Source organism: Nakamurella aerolata (genome assembly GCF_013002705.1).
GTDB lineage: Bacteria > Actinomycetota > Actinomycetes > Mycobacteriales > Nakamurellaceae > Nakamurella > Nakamurella aerolata.
In genome coordinates this window covers 148,667-166,229 of sequence record NZ_JABEND010000006.1, presented here as the reverse complement: position 1 = coordinate 166,229, position 17,563 = coordinate 148,667, and the positions used below count along the sequence as shown (strand labels likewise).

The following is a 17,563-nucleotide window of genomic DNA, read 5'->3' as shown; positions in this document are numbered from 1 at the left end:
GTGCGCATGGCCTACCCGACCACGCGCCCCACCAGCATCGAGGCAAGGAGAGCGCAGATGGACACCCAGCAGCTCAAGGACCGGTTCGACGGTTTCCCGGCGAAGATCAAGGAGCGCATCGAGACCACGATCGGCGACGCCGCGCTCGCCGTGAAGCTCAAGGTCGGCGAGATTCTGAACAAGGACGCCGACGTGCAGTCCCACGCGGTCACCCCCGCCGGACGTGCCGGCCTGAAGAGCGGCGAGGTCTCCGAGCTCACCCTGATCGCGCCGCTCAAGCCCGGCGGCGCGGAGAAATTGCGCCGGTTCTTCTCCATCGTCGACGGAAATCTGTGGGGCGCAGGGCAAGTCGGCACCCTGCACAACATGCGGTTCGTCTTTCTCGATGACGACACCAAGCTGCTGTTCGCCACGGCGTACGACGGCGAGTGGGATCCCTACATCGACGACTTCGCCACCAAGATCCGGACATGATGGATTATCTGTTCGGCAACGTCGAGGGCTGGCCCGGCATCCACTCTCCGGACGTCAAGGACTTCATCCTGTCGTTCCAGATCCCGGCCAGCGCCTGGTTCGTCTCGCACCCGAATCTCAGCGTCTCGGAGGCCACTCGGTTGACCCGCCAGGACGCCGCGGTTCAGCAGTTCGTCAGCACCCTGAACTAGCCAACCGAGACCGACGCCGGGACGCCGGCAGGTTCAGGAGATCGAGGCGAAAGCCGTGCCACCACAGCACTTCCCGCGGCTGCCCGCGCTGCGCCGCGGCCCCTTCAAGCGCCGTAACGGCGTGGAACTCGACCTGGACGACATCCAGGCCACCGTGCTGCGCCGAAGGCCGGAGCCGTACTACGGCACCCACGCGTTGGTCGAGATCCTCGACCAGCAGCAGGGGCGGCAGGCGCTCGGGCTACTGCGCGAGCAGGTGGCGGCGGTCGACACGCCCTTTGAGTCGTCCCCGGCGTGGACGGCCGTCGCCATCACCTACCAGGGTCTGGTGGCGCTCGGTGTGCCCGAGTCCAGCTTGGCGACCTTCCCGCACAATTTTTGCGAGGGGATGGCGGCAAGGGCCAAGCAGCTCCGCGACGAGGGACCCAACGATCCGCGCGGATGGCAGCCGCCCTTCGGTTCGGGGCGCGTGCATCTGGCCATTTCGGTGTACGCGGCCTCCGAGGCGGGTTGGCAGGCTCGGGTGGCCGACTACCAGAGCAGGCTGGCGAGTTTCCCCGGTCTACGGGTGGTGTACCAGCAGGACTTCGGCGCCCAGCCGGGCGATCGAAATGCCTTCGGCTACAAGGACGGTTTCACCCAGCCCGTCGTCCAGGGCAGCGGCGAGCCGGCGCACCCCGGCGACGGCGAGCCCATCAAGGCGGGCGAGTTCGTCCTCGGATATCCATCGGAAACGGGTGTACCGCTTCCGCAGCCGCAGCCAGATGCGTTGGGCCGTAACGGAACCTATGTGGTTTTCCGCAAGTATCAGTCCCATGTCGCGGCGTTCAACGAGTACCTGCACCGCAATGCCAGCACCGCGGCGGCGCGCGAGTTGTTGGCCGCCAAGCTGGTGGGACGTTGGCGCAGCGGTGCGCCGCTGGCGCTCGCGCCCGCCCATGACGACCCTGACCTCGGGGCGGACGACAACCGCAACAACGACTTTCGGTACGGCAACGACCAGCAATGCCTGGTGACACCGCGCGGCGCCCACATTCGGCGGATGAATCCCCGCGACACCCAGATGTCCATTCTCGCCAACGTCAACATTCGACGGATCATCCGTCGCAGCACCACGTATGGCACACCGTTGCCCGCTGATGCCGTGCGCGACGACGGCCAGGAGCGGGGTCTGGACTTCATCGCGTTGGGTGTCCGAGCGATCGACAACGTCGAGTTCCTGCAGTCCGAGTGGGTGTCGTCAGGAAACTTCATGGGGTTGGGTAAAGAGCGCGACCCGATGCTCGGAATCCAAGAGCGCAACCCCTACTTCACCGTCCCGGGCACCCCGCCGAGGCGGGTCAAGGGCATTCAATCGTTCAACACGCTGCGCGGTGGGGAGTACCTCTTCATGCCGAGCCTGACCGCCTTGGACTGGCTCGCCAATCTGCCCGACACTGTGTGACGCGCTCTGACCTTGTCACTGCCGACCTGCCCGCCACTTCGGGCCGCTCACGGATCGGCATTCCGGTCCGCCCGGTCAGGCCGCTGCAAAACCTCATCGAAGGAAACTCCAAGGCGCCCAAGGCAAACCGTCAGCGTGCTCAGAACGCTGCGGCGAACCGCTCGCGCAGATCGCCGAGCCGCTCGACGGGCTCGTTGGCGAAGACCAGCCGAAGGTAGTGCTCGCCCGATGGACCCCAGCCGTCCATCGGGGTCGCTGCTACTCGACCGCGCTCGAACAGCCGGTCCGACGCTTGCGCCGGCGTCAGCCCGAGCGGGCGGGTGTCGATCAGCAGCGACCAGCCGCCATCGGGGCGGATCACCGGGTACTCGCTGAGCTGATCAAGGATCGTCTCGCAGCGTTGCCGCCAGCTGGTGGTGGCGGCGGCGACGTCGGCGTCGGCGTCCGGTGCGGACAGTGCCGCCGCGACCGCCCGCTGCCCGATGCCCACCTGGCAGACCACATTCGTCATGCCCACCAGCGCGATGTCGGCGAGAACGGGCGCCGGTGCCACCACCCAGCCGACCCGCCAGCCGATCATCCTGAGCTCCTTCGAGGCGGATCCGACGGTGATGGTGCGCTCGCCCAGTGCGGGGTGGGAAGCCGGATGCAGCGGCGGCCGGCCGTCGAACCGGATGCGTTCCATCGCTGCGTCGTACAGAACCCAAACGTCATGGGCGGCAACGGGTTCGGCGATGGCGTCCAGATGCTCGGGCTCGATCAGCGCCCCGGTGGGCATGGTCGGCCCCATCAGCAGCACCGCGGCCGTGCGTGGTCCGATCGCGGCCGCCAACCGCTCGGGATCGGTGCGCCAGCCCCGTTCGGTCGGGCTGGCGGGGACGTGCACCGGCACGGCGCCGGCCAGCCGGATGCGATTCACCAACCCGGCGTAGACGGGATCGGCGATCACCACCTCGTCCCCGGGTTCGGTGACGGCGAGCAGCACGTTCAGCACGCCGTTCAGACCGCCGGCGGTGCTCACGCACTCCCGCTCCGGGTGATACCGGCGCCCACTGATCCGGCCCGCGTGGGTGGCAGCCGCCGTCCGCAGGTCGAGATGCCCCTCGAACGGCAGATAGCTGTTGGCGGCGTCGTCGTCGATGGCGGTGTGGGTCGCGGCGAGTGCGACCGCTGGCGGGCGAAGATCGGTGTCGAGATTCTCCAACCGCAGCATCGTGGGGTCGGCCGCGGCGTCGGCGCGGTCACCGATCAGGTTCACGCCGATGCCGGGGATGTGCGCCAGTCGACTCGTCACGGCTACCTCCAGTGGCTGATTCAGTAATCAGTATGCCTGGTTTGCTAGCCGCAGTCGAGGCCGGTTCGGCATTCAGCTCAACTGGTACGACTGCGCGCCGGTGCCGGCCAGCCCGCCGCCGTGCACGATCAGGTATTCCTCGTCGATCGGCTGGCCGCTGAGGTAGCGCTGCAGGATCGCCAGCGTCCCGGCCGCGTAGCGGGCCTGCGCGGACAGCGTTGTCCCGGAGATGTGCGGGGTCATCCCGTTGAACGGCATCGTGCGCCACGGGTGGTTGATGCCGGCCGGCTGCGGGTACCAGACGTCGCCGGCATACCCGGCGACCTGGCCCGAGTGCACGGCCTGCACCAGGGCGTCACGGTCGACGAGTTCTCCTCTGGCGCAATTGATCACGTAGGTGCCGCGCCTCATCTTGGCGAACATGGCAGCGTCGAGCAGGTGTCGTGTTGATGGGTACAGCGGGAGCATCAGGTTGACGATGTCGACGTTGCTCACCAACGATTCTGCATCAGGGTGGAACGTCAGCCCCAGCTCCCGCTCGACCTCGGTGGCCAGCCGGTGCCGCTGCGTGTAATGCAGGTCGAGTTCAAAAGCCTTGAGCCGCTGCAACACTGCCAGTCCGATCCGGCCGGCACCGACGGTCCCGAAACTCATACCCTCGACGTCGTAGCCACGCTCGACGCAGTCCGCGACGTTCCACACCCCGTTGACCGAAAGGCCGTGCGCCGGAAGGTAATTGCGCACCAGGGCGAGCGTCATCATCACCACGTGCTCGGTGACGCTGGCGTAATTGGCGCCGGTCACCTCGGCAACGGTCACGCCGGCCGCGGCCACCGCGTCCAGATCGACATGGTCGGAGCCGACGCCTGCGGTCAGTGCGAGCTTCAGGTTCTTGGCTCTGCCGATCCGCTCGGCGGTCAGGTAGGCCGGCCAAAATGGTTGGGAGATCACCACTTCCGCTTCCGGAAGGTACCGCTCGAACACCGACTCGGTGCCGTCGGTGTCGCTGGTGACGACGAGCTGGTGGCCGCCGGCCTCCAGGAACTTCCGCAGCCCCAGCTCGCCGGAAACGCAGCCGAGCAGCTCACCGGGAGTGAACCCGAGCTGCCCCTGGGGCTTGGGCGTCGTCGGATTCTCGGCGAACTGGCCGGGCGGCAGCCCGTCGCGGATGTACGGCGGCGGATATCCGGCCTGCGGATCCGGATACAGCACACAGAGCACGAGTGACATGGAAACGGCCCTCCTGGTGAGCGGATGCTTCACGGTGCCACGGAATGGCCTGATCCGCTGGGCCCGGCTGCTGTTGGGTACACGCTTCCGGCGGGGCAGCGCACCGCTTGCGAACCGCGTTTAGGCTGTGACGCGCAACCGTCAGACGGCAAACCCTGGCAGAGGCGGGTGAACGATGCGGCGCCTTCGGTCCCGGTTCCGTCGCGGCGATGACGAGCGCCGGCAGGCTCGGATCGCTTTGGTGGAGCTGGGACTGATCACCCAGCAGCAGGCCGCGGCGACTCCGGACGACTGCCCGATCGCGCTCGTCATAGCCAGCGACATCTCGACCCCGGTGGACGACGACTACGTCGAGTTCGACGCCGAGCACTACTGGAACGGGCACGACAGCTCCGTCGATGAGTGGCTCGACCGTCACCTGGGCCCCGCGAGCCGACTGCTGGCCACGTACCACGTTCCGGTTCGCTGGCGGTTGATCGCGTCGATCGCCGATCAGTCCGAGCTGGTGATTGCGATCAACGATGAGCCCCTGTTGCTGGCGAGCCGCGACGAGGACGAGCAAGGCTGGCGCGCCGCGGTTCGGCTCTATCGGCACCTGGATGCGTTGCTGCAGCAGCAGTCTGACCGACGGCTCTACCTCGCCACCGGCAACGACAGAATGGGCTGGGTGTTCTGTTGGACCGATGCGGTCAACGCGGCGGTGCGGAGGGCGGACCCGGACGGGGCGCCGGAGCCGGTCAGCACGGTTCCGATCGATCCTGCCGGTTGAGCCCGGTTCGGGAGGTCGCCGCCCGCCGTTCGCGATCGGCCCGCAGATGCACCGCGGCCCAACTGCGATAAGGCCGCCACCGCTCCGAGACCGTCCGGAGAGACCGGTCCGGCCCGTACCGCTCGGCAATCTCGGCACTCAGCCGACGCTCATGGCTGGGCAGCACGTCAGGGGCGTTGGCACCGCGGATGACGATCAGCTCGGCCGCGAACGGCCCGATTCCGTTGATCTGCCGGACGTTTCGGATGGCCGCTTCGGCGGGGACCGACCGCAGGACGGCACCGTCGAGCAGTCCGTCCAAGGCCGCGGCCGCGACCGCCCGCAGATAGTCGGCCTTGCGTCCGGGAAGGTCGAACTCCAGTCGATACAGCGTCGCCGGTGCGGGAAAGGCACCGCGATCGCCGTGCCGCTCAATGAGTTTTCGGCGCAGCACCGCGGCCTGGGTGATGCGGATGCGCTGCGACAGTACTGCCCAGGCGGCCGCCTCGTACGGTGAGTGGAAGCCGCACGGCCGCAACCCCGGCAGTTGCCGCTGTGCGGCGCCGATCACCGAGTCGCGCCGCCCGACGTCCGGCCAACCCCAGGCATCGACGTCCAGCGACAGGAACCGGCAAGCCTGGCGTGCAGCGGCATCCAGATCACCGGCCCCGTCCGCGCTGATCCTGGCCCGCTCACCCTGCTGACTCACCGTCACCGATACCGGTTGCCAGCTGCCCTCGACGAGGAAAGTGGTATGTAGGTCTGGACTCTCGATCGCCGTGAGCGGCGCCGGCGCGAATCCCTCCCAGAACCGCTTGCTGGTGGCCAGCGACCACGGGCCGGCGACATCGACGGTCGTCACCAGGCCGGCCACAGCGCCAGACCTCTACCGTCGCGCGAGACATTCATGTCAATACCTTGACACCGGTCCGACAGGCGTGTCAACTGTTGCGCCGACGGCTTCCGGGCGGGCGTTGCGGCGCAGCAACCCCGAACCTGCAGGAGTGGACCCTGGAGTGCGTGGTTGACACCGTGGTGCGGCCGGTGGCGAGACGAGGCGAGACGAGGCTCAGCGCCACTCGGTGGAAGCCAGCGCCGAGACCACAGTGCGGACGTGGCGATCCCTGGCGGCCGACGAGTCCGCTGACAGCTTCCCGTCCAGGTACAAGAACGCCAGTCCGTGCGCGGTGGCCCACAGGCCGGTCGCCAATGCGGCGGACTGATCATCTTGTGCCGCAGCGGCTTCGGTAACCCCGAGACTGCGTGCAACGCCGCCCCGCAGATACTCGTTGATCGCGGACACGGCGGCCACCCGCTCGGGGCTGGTCGGGTCGCAGCCCTCGGCGAACATCACCCGGAACAGGCCGGGTTGTGCCACCGCAAACTCGACATAGGCCGCGGCAAGATCGGCAATATCCTGCACGCCAACGGGTTTCGGGTTGCGCTTGCCTAGCTCGGTGAGCAGCTCCCGATACCCGACCGCCGCCACCGCGGACAACAGTGCCATCCGGTCGGCGAAGTGGCGATACGGTGCCGCGGTGGAGACGCCCGCGCGCCGGGCCACCGCGCGCAGCGACAGCTCGGCGTTGCTGTCTTCGGCGAGCAGCTCAAGCGCCGCGCGGACCAGTGCGGCCGGCAGGTCGCCATGGTGATAGCCGACGGGGGTGGCTGACGACATCGGCACCAGCCCTTTCGTGCAAGCAACTTCAGTCAGCATCAATCGGCATCAATCGGCATCAATCGGCGTCGAGGGCGCGCCGCGCGGGCAGGCAATGCCGGCGCTGGGCCCGCCGGTTGCCGTGCCGCGGCGCTTGTCCTTGGCGTCGGGTTTCTCCCGTTGACCTTACCGAGCAGCCTGAGTAGGCTCATGTAAGCGGTGTAAACATGTCCGTGATCTCAGTCTGCCGCGCCAGCCGGCGCGAATCGAAGGAGTTCTCGATGACGTCGGTCTTGATGGTTCTTTCCGCCGCGCGGCACTGGACGCTGAAAGACGGCAGCGAACATCCCACCGGTGTCTGGGCTGAAGAGTTCGTGGTGCCGTACCGACTGTTCACCGAAGCCGGATTCGAGGTGACGGTGGCGACGCCCGGCGGCAAGGTCCCGGTGATCGACAAGCTCAGTCTCGGCATCTCCGGCGGGCTGCCGCCCAAGACTCGCAAGATTGCCGCCGAGGTCGAGCGACTGCAACCGGTGCTCGACCATCCAGCCGATCTGTCCGACATGAACCCGGACGACTTCGACCTGGTCTTCTACTCCGGCGGCCACGGCCCGATGGAAGATCTCGCCGTTGACAAGACATCCGGCGCTCTGCTCACCGAGCGGTTGGCGTCCGGACGACCGCTTGCGCTGCTGTGCCACGCCCCGGCAGCCGCCTTCGCCGCCACCAAGCCGGACGGCTCGTGGGCGTTTGCCGGGCGCAGGATGACGGGCCTGTCCAACCGCGAGGAGCGGCTGAATCTCTTTGCCTGGAAGGCCACATGGCTGCTGGAGGATCGCCTCAAGGAGCAAGGCGCCGAGTACTCGAAGGGCTTCCCGCTGCGGCCGCACATGGTGGTGGACGGCAACCTGTACACCGGCCAGAACCCGCAGTCGTCCGAGCGACTGGCCGAGCAGCTGATTGCCGAATTGCAGGCCGAAGCACGGCGCTCCGGCGCCGACGGAACCGCAAACCTGCTGGCAACCAAGCAGAATCCCCCGCGCGACGCTTCACAACGGACCGCTTCGAAAGGGAACACCATGCCCGAACTTCCCCCGCCCGTCACGCCCGTCCTCGAGCCCGAGGCCAAGCAGCTCGCCGAAGACACCGCGCCCCACCCGCGCATCTACGAAGTGCCCCCGGAGCAGGGCCGCAAGATCCTGTCCGATCTGCAATCCGGAGAAGGAGTACCGCGCCCGGAGGTCGACGAGGAGTGGGTGGACGTCGACGCGGGCGAGTGGGGCACCGTCCGAACCAGGATCATCCTGCCCAAGGGGGCAACAGGACCACTGCCGGTGCTGGTCTACATCCACGGCGCCGGTTGGGTTTTCGGCGACGACAAGACTCACGACAGGCTGTTCCGCGAGCTCACCGTCGGGGCGGACGCGGTCGGCGTCTTCGGTGTCTACGACCGCGCACCGGAGAAGAAGTACCCCACCCAGGTCGAACAGAACTACGCCGTCGGGCAATGGATCGCCGAGAACGGTGCCGAGCACGGCATGGACACTTCCCGCGTCGCCGTCACCGGCGAATCGGTGGGCGGCGCCATGTCTGCGGTGTTCAGCCAGATGAACAAGGACAGGGGCGGCCTGCAGCTGAAAGCGCAGGCGCTGCTCTACCCGGTCACCAATGCCGACTTCGACACCCCGTCGTACCTGCAGTTCGCCGACAGCTACTACCTCACTCGTGAAGGCATGCAATGGTTCTGGGATGCCTACACCGGTGATCCGGCACAGCGCCGCGAGAAGTACGCCTCGCCGCTGCAGACCCCGCTGGACGAGCTGAAGGGCCTGCCGCCGACGCTGGTGATCACCGACGAGGCCGATGTGCTCCGCGACGAGGGCGAGCAGTACGCCAACAAGCTGCGGGAAGCCGGAGTGCCCGTCACCTCGCTGCGGGTGGCCGGCATGGTGCACGACTTCCTGTTGCTGGACAGTCTCCGCGACACCAAGGCCGCCAATCTCGCCAGGACGGTGGCGATCGACTTCCTGCACAACGCATTGCACGAGGATGCCGAACCATTCACCAGCTAACCGTTGACCAGCCGTTGACCAGCCGAGCCGTTGACCAGCCGAGCCGGTGACCAGATCGGTGCCGCGGGCGCCGATCGGCAGCAATCGGCCGGACGCCGGTCGGTTCACGCGTCGGCTCGTCACCACGTCACCACGTCACCGCGTCGGCTGGCCAGCGGGGTCGGGTCGTCAGCGGTTCGGGTCGAGGACGGTGATCCCGGCCGGCGTCCCGTTCACGATCAACGGCGCCGCGTCAGCCAGATCCACCGGCTCGCCCAGCAGCGCGTCCGGCCGCAGCGTCCGGCTGCGCACCAGCTCCAGCAGCGCCGGATAGTCCGCCGCCGCCATCCCGTGCGAGCCGAAAACGCTGAGCTCCCAAGCGATCACCCGATCCATCGGCAACACCGGCAGCTGGTCGGCGAACAGCCCCACCTGCACGTGCCGGCCGCGCCGCCGCAACGAGAACACCGCATCGCGTGCGGTGTCCGGTGAACCGACCGCGTCCACCGACACGTGCGCGCCACCACCGGTGACGTCCAGCACCATCGCGGTGGCGTCCGCCCCGGCGGGAACCACCGCAGCGGCGCCCAGCCGGCCCGCCAGCTGCAGCGCCGCCGCCGAGCGATCCACCACCGCCACCTGCGCGCCCAGCGCCGCGCCGATCATCACCGCGCTCAGCCCGACGCCGCCCGCGCCGTAGACGACAACCCACTGCCCGGCGGCGAGCTGAGCGTGCGCCGTCAAGGCGCGAAAAGCGGTGGCAAACCGGCAACCCAGCGCGGCGGCGGCTCGATCGGACACCTCGTCCGGCAGTGCCACCAGGTTGGTGTCGGCGGCCCGCACCGCGACCAGCTCGGCGTGCGAACCGCGGTGTGTGAAGCCCGGCTGCGTTTGGAAAGGGCAGACCTGCGCCTGCCCGGCGCGGCACCAGTCACACCGCCCGCAGCCGTTGACGAACGGCGCCGTCACCCGGCGGCCGATCCAGCCGGGATCGACGCCGGGCCCGGCCGCCGCAACGGTGCCGGCGAACTCGTGGCCGGGTACCTGAGGCAGCGGCACCGAATCGTCGTGCCCGGACCAGGCATGCCAGTCACTGCGGCAGATGCCGGACGCCGCCACCCGCACCACGGCGGTGCCGGGCTCGGCCGCCGGTTCAGCTACCTCGGCAACGGTGATCGGCCCAGAGAACTCCCGGTACAGCAACGCGCGCATGCCTCATCCTTACCCGTCGGATCGATGCGCCGTTGCCCCAGCCGCACTGCCACAAGACGAATCGTGATCCACACCGCACTGATCAGCCCGCACTGATTCGCACTGCACTGATCCGCACCGCGCTGAGGCAAGCCTTCGCTGGCTAGTCAACAGGTGTGACCCATGTCATCCTCGGGATGCGGGAGCCATTCTCGCCTCGGCGGACCAGACCAAGGAAGACCCAGATGTCCACACTCAGCCTTCCGCTCGTCAGCGCCTGCAGCGTCGAAGGATGTTCGTACAACCACGATCACGATTGCCACGCCGGCGCCATCACCGTCACCGGCGCTTCGTCGGCCTGCGGCACCTACGTCGACACGGCCGACAAGGGCGGCGTGAACGGCCAGGCCTCGGCCATGGTCGGCGCGTGCCACCGCAGCGACTGCGTGCACAACAGCCACCTGGAGTGCAGCGCCAGCAATGTCGAGGTAGGACCGGGCGCCGACCGCGCCGACTGCCTGACCTTCGCGCTGGCCTGAGCCGGACGGCGTGTCCACCGGCCGGCCGCATCCCGGCCGGCCGGTAGCGTCACGCTGCGTGCTGATCCTGCTGCCGCCGTCGGAGGGCAAGAAAGCGATCCGGCGCGGTCGCCCGCTCGAGCTGACCGAGCTGTCGCTGCCTGAGCTCACCCCCACCCGACAGCGGGTGCTGGACGCGACCGTCGCCGCGGCCGGAGCGCCGAATGCGTTGCAGCTCTTCGGAGTTGCCCCCGGACTCGCCGAAGACGTTGCCGGCAACCGCGCCCTGCGCACCCGCCCGGCCGCCAGGGCCGACCGGGTCTTCTCCGGGGTGCTGTACGCCGCGCTCGGCCTTGCCGATCTTGACGCTGCCGGCAAGCGCAGGGCCGCGCGCCGACTGCTGATCAGCTCGGCGCTGTTCGGGGCGCTGCGTCCGGCCGACCGCATCCCCGACCATCGACTCGCGATCGGCGCTCGCCTACCTGGGCTGGGCGCACTGACGGCCGTCTGGCGCGCCGCCCTGACCGAGCCGCTGAATACGTTGGCCGGCAACGGGTTGGTGGTCGACTGCCGCTCTGCCGGTTACGCAGCGATGTGGCGGCCGCCCCGGGCCGATGGCTGGGTGCAGGTCACGGTGCCCGGTGCGACTCACCACGCCAAGCACACCCGCGGGCTGGTCGCCGGGGCGCTGTGCCAACGGTCCGCGGCGCCGGGCAGCGCGGCCGAGCTGGCGGACGCGTTGACGGGTGAGTTCCGCGTCGACCTCACCCGCGCCACCCCGACGTCACCCTGGCAACTGGCCGTCACGGCCAGGTAGCTGCGGCAACTGTCTGCGGGCTGCGCTTTCTGTCCTTTGCGTGGCCCGGTACCGGCCTACCGTTGAGCTGTGTCAAGTGGCCGAAGAGTGCTGCGCACCGGACAGGAGGCCAGCGATGCTCGACACAGCAACGATGACGCTCGAAACGCCAACTGCCGCAACGGAAAAGCGGGGATACACGCTGGGGGGAGGGATTCTCTCACTGGCCTTCCAGCCGATCCGGCACCTGCGGCGTCCGGCCAGGACGCTGGTGGCGGTCGAGGCGCTGGCCCGCTGGCCCGCTGGCGCCATCCGCTCCGCGGGGTTGTCAGCCCCGATGTGTTTGTTCAGCAGTTCGGCCGGAACGGCCAGGCGGCTCGATTGTTCACCGGTGTGGTGCACCTGGTCGCGTGCCAGGTCAAGGAGCTCGGTGGCATCGGAGTGCCGGTGGCCGTCAACATCGACGGCGAGGTCACCCAGCACCGACAGTGGCACAGGGACTTTCTGGAACTTCTTGCGGTGGAGGATCTTCCGCCGACGGCCGTCACCCTTGAGCTGACCGAGCGGATCGACCCAGCCGGACGACCGGCCTGGTGGTACGCCGCCTTCGACGAACTCGCCGCCGCCGGGGTGCGGCTGGCGCTCGACGATGTTGGCCACGGCATCGACCGCACCGAGCTGCTGATGCGCTTGCCCATCGCCACCGTCAAGCTCGATCGATCGATTCTGGATCAAGTGTGCCGGCTCTCGCTGCTGGACAGGCGACGGGCCGCGGCGGCGAAGCGATTCCTGGAGGGCATCGCGCACTGGTGCAGCAGCAACGACATCGCCACCGTCGCCGAGGGCATCTCGAGCGCGCACCATGCGAGCACCGCGGTCGACGCCGGATGGCTGACCGGGCAAGGGTATTGGCTCGGCAGACCGACGGACAGGTTGGCGACTCTCCGGGCAACCCCGAGCGCCGGCACCCGCTGCGCAACGGGAGTGGATGGCCTGGCTCGAGCGCCGCACTGATCGGGTGCGTGTTCTGTCTGGGCGCTGCGCAATCCGTCTGGCGCTCGGCCGATCGGCTCCTACCCTTGGCGTAGGTAGGCGAACTCATCGATCCGGCTGCGATCCGTCTGCGCGAGGACGAAGGAGGCGCGAGATGTTGCTACCGGCCAACAGCCTGAAACCGTCCGCTGGCCTGCCGCTCGCGGGTGGTCTGCTGACCGCGGCCTACCAACCCATCCGGCGGTTGGACCGGCCAGGACACCCACTGCTCGCCATCGAGGCGCTGGCGCGCTGGCGTCATCCGGTGCGTGGTCCGCTCCGGCCGGACATTTTCGTTCCGGTCTTCGGCGAAACCGGCCTGGGGCAACAGCTTCTCTGCGGAATGGTGCGGCTAGTGGCGGATACGGTCGGCCGGCGCGGCCAACCGTCCGCGCCGGTGTGCCTGAACATCGATCCCGACGTCACCGGGGTGCGGCATTGGCACCGGCACCTGCTGGAGGCTCTTGCCGTCCATCAGGTTCCCACCTCGGCGGTCTGGGTCGAACTCACCGAGCGGGTCGACCCGGCCGGTCGAGCGCCCTGGTGGTACGCCGGGTTCGAGCATCTTGCGGATGCCGGGGTACGGCTGATCGTCGACGACGTCGGCGCCGGTTTCGATCGCACGGAACTGCTGTACCGACTGCCGGTGCACGGGTTGAAACTCGACAGAGCCGTGGTGAACAGCATGTGCGCCAGCATCCGTGCCGGTGGTGAACCCGGACGCAGGGCCGCCGGTCTGCTGCGCGCCTACGCGCGCTGGTGTGCCGACAACCAGGTCCTGGCGATCGCCGAGGGCATCGCCACCGAACAACAACTACGTTGCGTACTGCAGCACGGATGGACTGCGGGACAGGGACTCTGGCTGGGACGGCCGACCGACACCTTCTCCGACCTACCCGGCTGACCCGGCGTAGGGAGCCGCGTGGACCGCTCCGGTGGCAACCACTCCGATGCCGGCCGCGACGCTCGAACCCACGACGCCAAGCCGGCGGGTGACCGACCACACCCGCCGGCTTGGTCCTTCGGGACTGGCAGCTCAAGAAGCGTTGGAACAGCAGCGGAACCGATGCCCAGCACCCGAGGCAGCTCAGCAGGCGAGGTCGTCCGACGGCGACCGACCGAACATCTCGCGATAGGCGGCGGCGAACCGGCCTGGGTTGCTGAAACCCCAGCGGTAGGCCACTTCGGTGACGGTGAGCAGCCCGGGTTCGCCGTGCACCAACTGCATTCTGGCGTGCTCCAGCCTTCTCCTGCGCACGTACGTCACCACTGTGAGGTTGTGGGTGGAGCGGAACGCTGCTTGCAACGTCCGCACCGAACAGCCTGCGGCGGCGGCAATCTCGGGAACCCGCATCGGTTGGTCGAGGTGATCGCTGATGTACCGCTCCGCGCGGCGAACGGTGACCGGACCCCAACCCTGCCGCCGGTTCGCTTCGACGGCCACCGGCGCGTGGGTCGCCAGCAGCGAGGTGAGTAGGAACTCCTTGGCATCCTGGGCCGTCAGGCTGTGCTGCGGGAGCGTCGCGCTCAGCGTTCGCAGCCGGCGGTTGGCCAGTTGCCACAGCCGAGCCGGCCAACCGGCGCTGAGCAATTGCAGCGGAAAGACCGGCTGGGCACCGAGATTGACGTCCGGCAGCATGGAGTGCAGCGATTCCACCGGAACCCGCAGGTTGGTCGACACCGCGCCGGCGTGCCAGCGCATGGTGAACTCTTCCGCGGCGTCGATCATCGCGCTCTGTCCCGGTCCCACCACAACGTCCCGGCCGCGAATGGTCACCGTCACGTGACCGGCGTCCGGCTGGACCAGGCAGTAGCACTGGGTCAATGGCCCGAACGGCTGCACATCGACGATGGAGCCGTAGGAAATGCGATCCCACGCGAACGCGCCGGCGTCCTGCACGGCGTGCCGGAACCGGAAACCCTCCACCGAGCCGAACGGCCGAAGATCGTGCGGGGCATAGGCTTTGGTGGTGCTGTCACGGGAAAGATCAATATCGTGGGTGTCGATCAGCGCGTCGAACACCCGCGGCGGCTGGACCGGGCGGTGGGCAGCCTGAGGCTGCGACGGTTCTGCTGCCGAGCCGTCAAGCGGTTCATCCATGTCGTCGTACTCCGAAGGTGCGGGATCGCCGGAACGATAAGTCCCGTTCGCCCAACGAGCGGTACCCATTGCGCACCCGGTAGACGGTTCGCGCACCCGCCCCTGCGCGAGCGGCCGGCGCGGTAGCCGCGCGCCAATTCCCCACTCCGACCACCCGACCCCGCCCCGAACCCCAACCCGAACTCTCAGCTCGCAACTCAACGTCCAACGACCAGCTGCCGTGACCGGTGACACAGCCGACTGGTGACCGGCCGAAGCGCACCCGCGAAGCCGAAAAATCGGGGCAAGAAGTTTGGTAAGGCAACCCTTTGTATGCAAGGCTATGCCGAGCGTGCCGGTGGGTGCCAGATGCTGGTGCCGTTGGCGTGTCCGCGGGCGTGATCGGTCGTTCGGGGGCGGCTGTCCGACCGGTCACCGCGTCGTCAGTTTTGGTCGAAACCGCTTGGAGAGGAACACATGTCCCGCCGATCCCGGCTTGCCGTTCTGCTGTCCGCCATCGTGCTGGCGGGCACCGCGGCGTGCTCATCCGAACAGGACCCCGCCTCGTCGCCGGCCGCCGCCGCGGTCACGGAGTCGGGGCAGGCGACCCCGTCGGCGCCGGTCGCCGGGTCGGTGGCCCCGGATTCAGCGGCGGCCGCTGAGTCGTCAAACCCGGCGTCGTCAAACCCGGAGTCGTCAAACCCGGCGTCGTCAAACCCGGAATCGTCAGCCCCGGCCTCGACTGCGGCTGCCGACTCGGCGGCCGCAGCCGGATCTGCCGCGCCGGCCGGTAGCGGCGCGACCACCAGCGCCGCGGCGGCGGCGTGGACGCCCGTCACCATCGACCATGCCTTCGGCAGCACCACCATCAAGACCAAGCCGGAGCGGGTGGCCACCGTGGCCTACGCCAACCAGGAGGTACCGCTGGCGCTTGGCGTCGTCCCGGTGGGCATGGCCAGGGCCGACTGGGGCGACGACGACAAGGACGGCGTGCTGCCCTGGGTCGATGCCAAGTTGAAGGAGCTGGGCGGCCAACGCCCGGTGCTGTTCGACGAGACCGACGGGATCGATTTCGAGGCGGTCGCCAAGACCAAGCCTGACCTGATCCTGGCCACCTACTCCGGTCTCACCAAGCAGGATTACCAGACCCTGAGTGCCATCGCTCCGGTGGTCGCCTACCCGAAGGTCGCCTGGGGAACGCCGTGGCGCGAGATGATCGCGATGGGCAGCAAGGCCCTTGGGATGCCGGCCGAGGGGGCGGCGCTGACCAAGCGGCTGGAGCAGCGGATCGCTGACGGAGTTGCGAAATACCCGCAGCTGAAAGGGAAGTCGGCGATGTTCCTCACCCACGTCGACCCCAAAGACCTGAGCCAGGTGAGCTTCTACTCGGCCAAGGACACCAGGGTGATGTTCTTCGACGACCTCGGCATGATGTCGCCGCCCGGAATCGTGGCCGCCTCCAAGGCGTCCGACAAGTACTCCATCACGCAAAGCGTCGAGCAGGCCGACAACTTCGCCGATGTCGACGTGATCGTCACCTTCGGCGGCAAAGAGTTGATGGATGCGCTCAACGGCGACCCACTGCTCTCGCAGATCCCGGCGGTGGCGAACAAGGCCATCGTGAATCTGCCCGGCGACCAGCCGATCGGCAACGCCTCCAACCCGATGCCGCTGTCCATCGACTACACGCTGGACGAGTACCTGGGGCTGCTGGCTGCCGCCGTCGACAAGCAGGCGTGAACCGTCAGGGCCCGGCCACCGCGGTCACCGCGCCGGTCTCCGCATCCGCGTCGGCGGCACCGCCGGCGCGGCGCCGGGCGGCCCGGCTCCGCATCCTGTGGTTGCTGCTGCTGGTCGCGTTGGTGTTGGCGCTGGTGGTGCTGTCGCTGCGGCTGGGCTCCCGCGACGTCAGCTGGTCCGACGTGTTCGCGGTGCTCACCGGGCCACCGGAGGGCTTCGACCAGGCGTCGATCGCCCGCCGCATCCCGCGCACGGTGCTGGCACTGTTGGCCGGCGCCGCGCTGGCGGTTTCCGGCGCGGTGATGCAGGGTGTCACGCGAAACCCGTTGGCAGACCCAGGGATTCTCGGCGTCAACATGGGCGCCTCGCTCGCCGTGGTGATCGGCATCGCGTTCTTCGGCTTGTCCACCGCTGACGGCTACATCTGGTTCGCGCTGGTCGGTGCGTCGGTGGTGGCGGTGCTGGTGTACAGCATCGGGTCGTTGGGCCGCGGCGGGGCGACACCGCTCAAGTTGGCGCTGGCCGGGGCGGCGACGGCGGCCGCCTTGAGTTCACTGGTGAGCGCGATCGTGTTGCCACGGGCCAACATCGCCGGCGGGGTGCAGGCCTGGCAGTTGGGCGGGGTCGGCGGTGGCACCTACCCGAACATCCGCACCGTGCTGCCGTTTCTGGTGGTGGGCTTCGTGATCTGCCTGCTGACGGCCCGTGGGTTGAACAGTCTCGCGCTCGGCGACGAGCTGGCGGCGGGGCTGGGGGAGCGGGTGGCCGTGACCAGAGCCGTCGCCGCTCTGGGTGCGGTGTTGCTGTGCGCCGCCGTCACCGCCATCGCCGGGCCGATCGGCTTTGTCGGGCTGGTGGTGCCGCATGCCTGTCGGTTGCTCACCGGGGTGGATCACCGGTGGCTGCTGCCGTTCTCCGCACTCGGCGGTGCCGCCCTGCTGACGCTGGCGGACGTGGTGGGGCGGGTGGTGACACCCCCTGCGGAGATCGAGGTCTCGATCATCACCGCACTGATCGGGGCGCCGCTGTTCATCGCGATCGTGCGGCGGCGCAAGGTGACTGCGCTGTGAGTGATCCCGCCGGCGGGGCGCGGACGGGGCAGCCAACGCCTGCCGGG

Annotated in this window: 17 protein-coding genes and 1 pseudogene; 12 read left to right on the top strand and 6 right to left on the bottom strand. The window is 68.6% G+C overall.

Features of this window, described 5'->3' with window-relative positions:
* Positions 1-57 precede the first annotated feature (57 nt).
* The 3 genes from HKD39_RS11960 to HKD39_RS11955 are packed head-to-tail and all read left to right on the top strand — an operon-like array spanning position 58 to position 2,109.
* Complete coding sequence (locus HKD39_RS11960; RefSeq protein ID WP_212754480.1) at positions 58-474, top strand: hypothetical protein; 417 nt, start codon at positions 58-60, stop codon at positions 472-474.
* Positions 471-665 carry a hypothetical protein gene (locus tag HKD39_RS20785; protein WP_212754479.1) on the top strand — a complete coding sequence of 65 codons (195 nt, stop codon included), beginning with the start codon at positions 471-473 and terminating at the stop codon, positions 663-665. Before HKD39_RS11960 ends, HKD39_RS20785 begins: the two co-directional genes overlap by 4 nt.
* 55 nt (positions 666-720) lie before the next feature.
* Positions 721-2,109, top strand: a complete 1,389-nt coding sequence (locus HKD39_RS11955; protein ID WP_212754478.1) for a Dyp-type peroxidase — start codon at positions 721-723, stop codon at positions 2,107-2,109.
* Positions 2,110-2,248: 139 nt separating this feature from the next.
* Here the strand turns inward: HKD39_RS11955 and HKD39_RS11950 are convergent, their stop codons facing one another.
* Both HKD39_RS11950 and HKD39_RS11945 read right to left on the bottom strand, forming a co-directional pair.
* Positions 2,249-3,403: a pyridoxal phosphate-dependent aminotransferase gene (locus tag HKD39_RS11950; RefSeq protein ID WP_212754477.1), complete on the bottom strand. Its 1,155-nt coding sequence runs from the start codon at positions 3,401-3,403 to the stop codon at positions 2,249-2,251.
* 72 nt (positions 3,404-3,475) lie between these two features.
* On the bottom strand, positions 3,476-4,633 hold the full coding sequence (locus HKD39_RS11945; RefSeq protein WP_171200105.1) for an NAD-dependent formate dehydrogenase: 1,158 nt from the start codon (positions 4,631-4,633) through the stop codon (positions 3,476-3,478).
* Between the two features lie 241 nt (positions 4,634-4,874).
* Here HKD39_RS11945 and HKD39_RS11940 point away from each other — a divergent pair, with 241 nt between their 5' ends.
* A complete protein-coding gene (locus HKD39_RS11940) occupies positions 4,875-5,402 on the top strand; it encodes a hypothetical protein (protein ID WP_171200104.1) in 528 nt (175 codons plus the stop codon).
* Here HKD39_RS11940 and HKD39_RS11935 read toward each other — a convergent pair.
* Both HKD39_RS11935 and HKD39_RS11930 read right to left on the bottom strand, forming a co-directional pair.
* On the bottom strand, positions 5,371-6,243 hold the full coding sequence (locus HKD39_RS11935) for a DNA-3-methyladenine glycosylase family protein (protein ID WP_212754476.1): 873 nt from the start codon (positions 6,241-6,243) through the stop codon (positions 5,371-5,373). The genes HKD39_RS11940 and HKD39_RS11935 overlap by 32 nt on opposite strands.
* Positions 6,244-6,450: 207 nt before the next feature.
* Positions 6,451-7,059 carry a TetR/AcrR family transcriptional regulator gene (locus tag HKD39_RS11930; protein ID WP_171200102.1) on the bottom strand — a complete coding sequence of 203 codons (609 nt, stop codon included), beginning with the start codon at positions 7,057-7,059 and terminating at the stop codon, positions 6,451-6,453.
* A gap of 206 nt (positions 7,060-7,265) precedes the next feature.
* Here HKD39_RS11930 and HKD39_RS20550 point away from each other — a divergent pair.
* Together HKD39_RS20550 and HKD39_RS20545 are read left to right on the top strand one after the other, a co-directional pair.
* Positions 7,266-7,991 (top strand): annotated as a pseudogene (locus tag HKD39_RS20550) (type 1 glutamine amidotransferase domain-containing protein); the annotation flags it as partial.
* A gap of 126 nt (positions 7,992-8,117) precedes the next feature.
* A complete protein-coding gene (locus HKD39_RS20545) occupies positions 8,118-9,110 on the top strand; it encodes an alpha/beta hydrolase fold domain-containing protein (RefSeq protein ID WP_171200187.1) in 993 nt (330 codons plus the stop codon).
* 168 nt (positions 9,111-9,278) lie between these two features.
* On the opposite strand, the gene HKD39_RS11915 is transcribed toward HKD39_RS20545, so the two are convergent.
* Positions 9,279-10,301: a zinc-binding dehydrogenase gene (locus tag HKD39_RS11915; RefSeq protein ID WP_171200101.1), complete on the bottom strand. Its 1,023-nt coding sequence runs from the start codon at positions 10,299-10,301 to the stop codon at positions 9,279-9,281.
* A 224-nt stretch (positions 10,302-10,525) separates the two neighbouring features.
* Between HKD39_RS11915 and HKD39_RS11910 the strand changes: the two genes are divergently transcribed.
* The 4 genes from HKD39_RS11910 (at position 10,526) to HKD39_RS11895 (ending at position 13,530) form a co-directional block, all read left to right on the top strand.
* Positions 10,526-10,819 (top strand): DUF1540 domain-containing protein, encoded by a 294-nt coding sequence (locus HKD39_RS11910; protein ID WP_171200100.1) that lies wholly within the window; start codon positions 10,526-10,528, stop codon positions 10,817-10,819.
* A 58-nt stretch (positions 10,820-10,877) separates the two neighbouring features.
* Complete coding sequence (locus HKD39_RS11905; protein WP_171200099.1) at positions 10,878-11,615, top strand: peroxide stress protein YaaA; 738 nt, start codon at positions 10,878-10,880, stop codon at positions 11,613-11,615.
* A 69-nt stretch (positions 11,616-11,684) separates the two neighbouring features.
* Positions 11,685-12,608 carry an EAL domain-containing protein gene (locus HKD39_RS11900; RefSeq protein WP_171200098.1) on the top strand — a complete coding sequence of 308 codons (924 nt, stop codon included), beginning with the start codon at positions 11,685-11,687 and terminating at the stop codon, positions 12,606-12,608.
* Between the two features lie 133 nt (positions 12,609-12,741).
* Positions 12,742-13,530: an EAL domain-containing protein gene (locus HKD39_RS11895; RefSeq protein ID WP_171200097.1), complete on the top strand. Its 789-nt coding sequence runs from the start codon at positions 12,742-12,744 to the stop codon at positions 13,528-13,530.
* Between the two features lie 183 nt (positions 13,531-13,713).
* Here HKD39_RS11895 and HKD39_RS11890 read toward each other — a convergent pair whose 3' ends face one another.
* Entirely contained in the window at positions 13,714-14,727 is a 1,014-nt protein-coding gene (locus HKD39_RS11890) for an AraC family transcriptional regulator (protein WP_171200096.1), read from the bottom strand.
* A gap of 456 nt (positions 14,728-15,183) precedes the next feature.
* Between HKD39_RS11890 and HKD39_RS11885 the strand changes: the two genes are divergently transcribed.
* Together HKD39_RS11885 and HKD39_RS11880 are read left to right on the top strand one after the other, a co-directional pair.
* On the top strand, positions 15,184-16,446 hold the full coding sequence (locus HKD39_RS11885; RefSeq protein ID WP_212754474.1) for an iron-siderophore ABC transporter substrate-binding protein: 1,263 nt from the start codon (positions 15,184-15,186) through the stop codon (positions 16,444-16,446).
* Complete coding sequence (locus HKD39_RS11880; protein ID WP_171200095.1) at positions 16,443-17,516, top strand: iron chelate uptake ABC transporter family permease subunit; 1,074 nt, start codon at positions 16,443-16,445, stop codon at positions 17,514-17,516. Before HKD39_RS11885 ends, HKD39_RS11880 begins: the two co-directional genes overlap by 4 nt.
* The last annotated feature ends 47 nt before the right edge of the window (positions 17,517-17,563 follow it).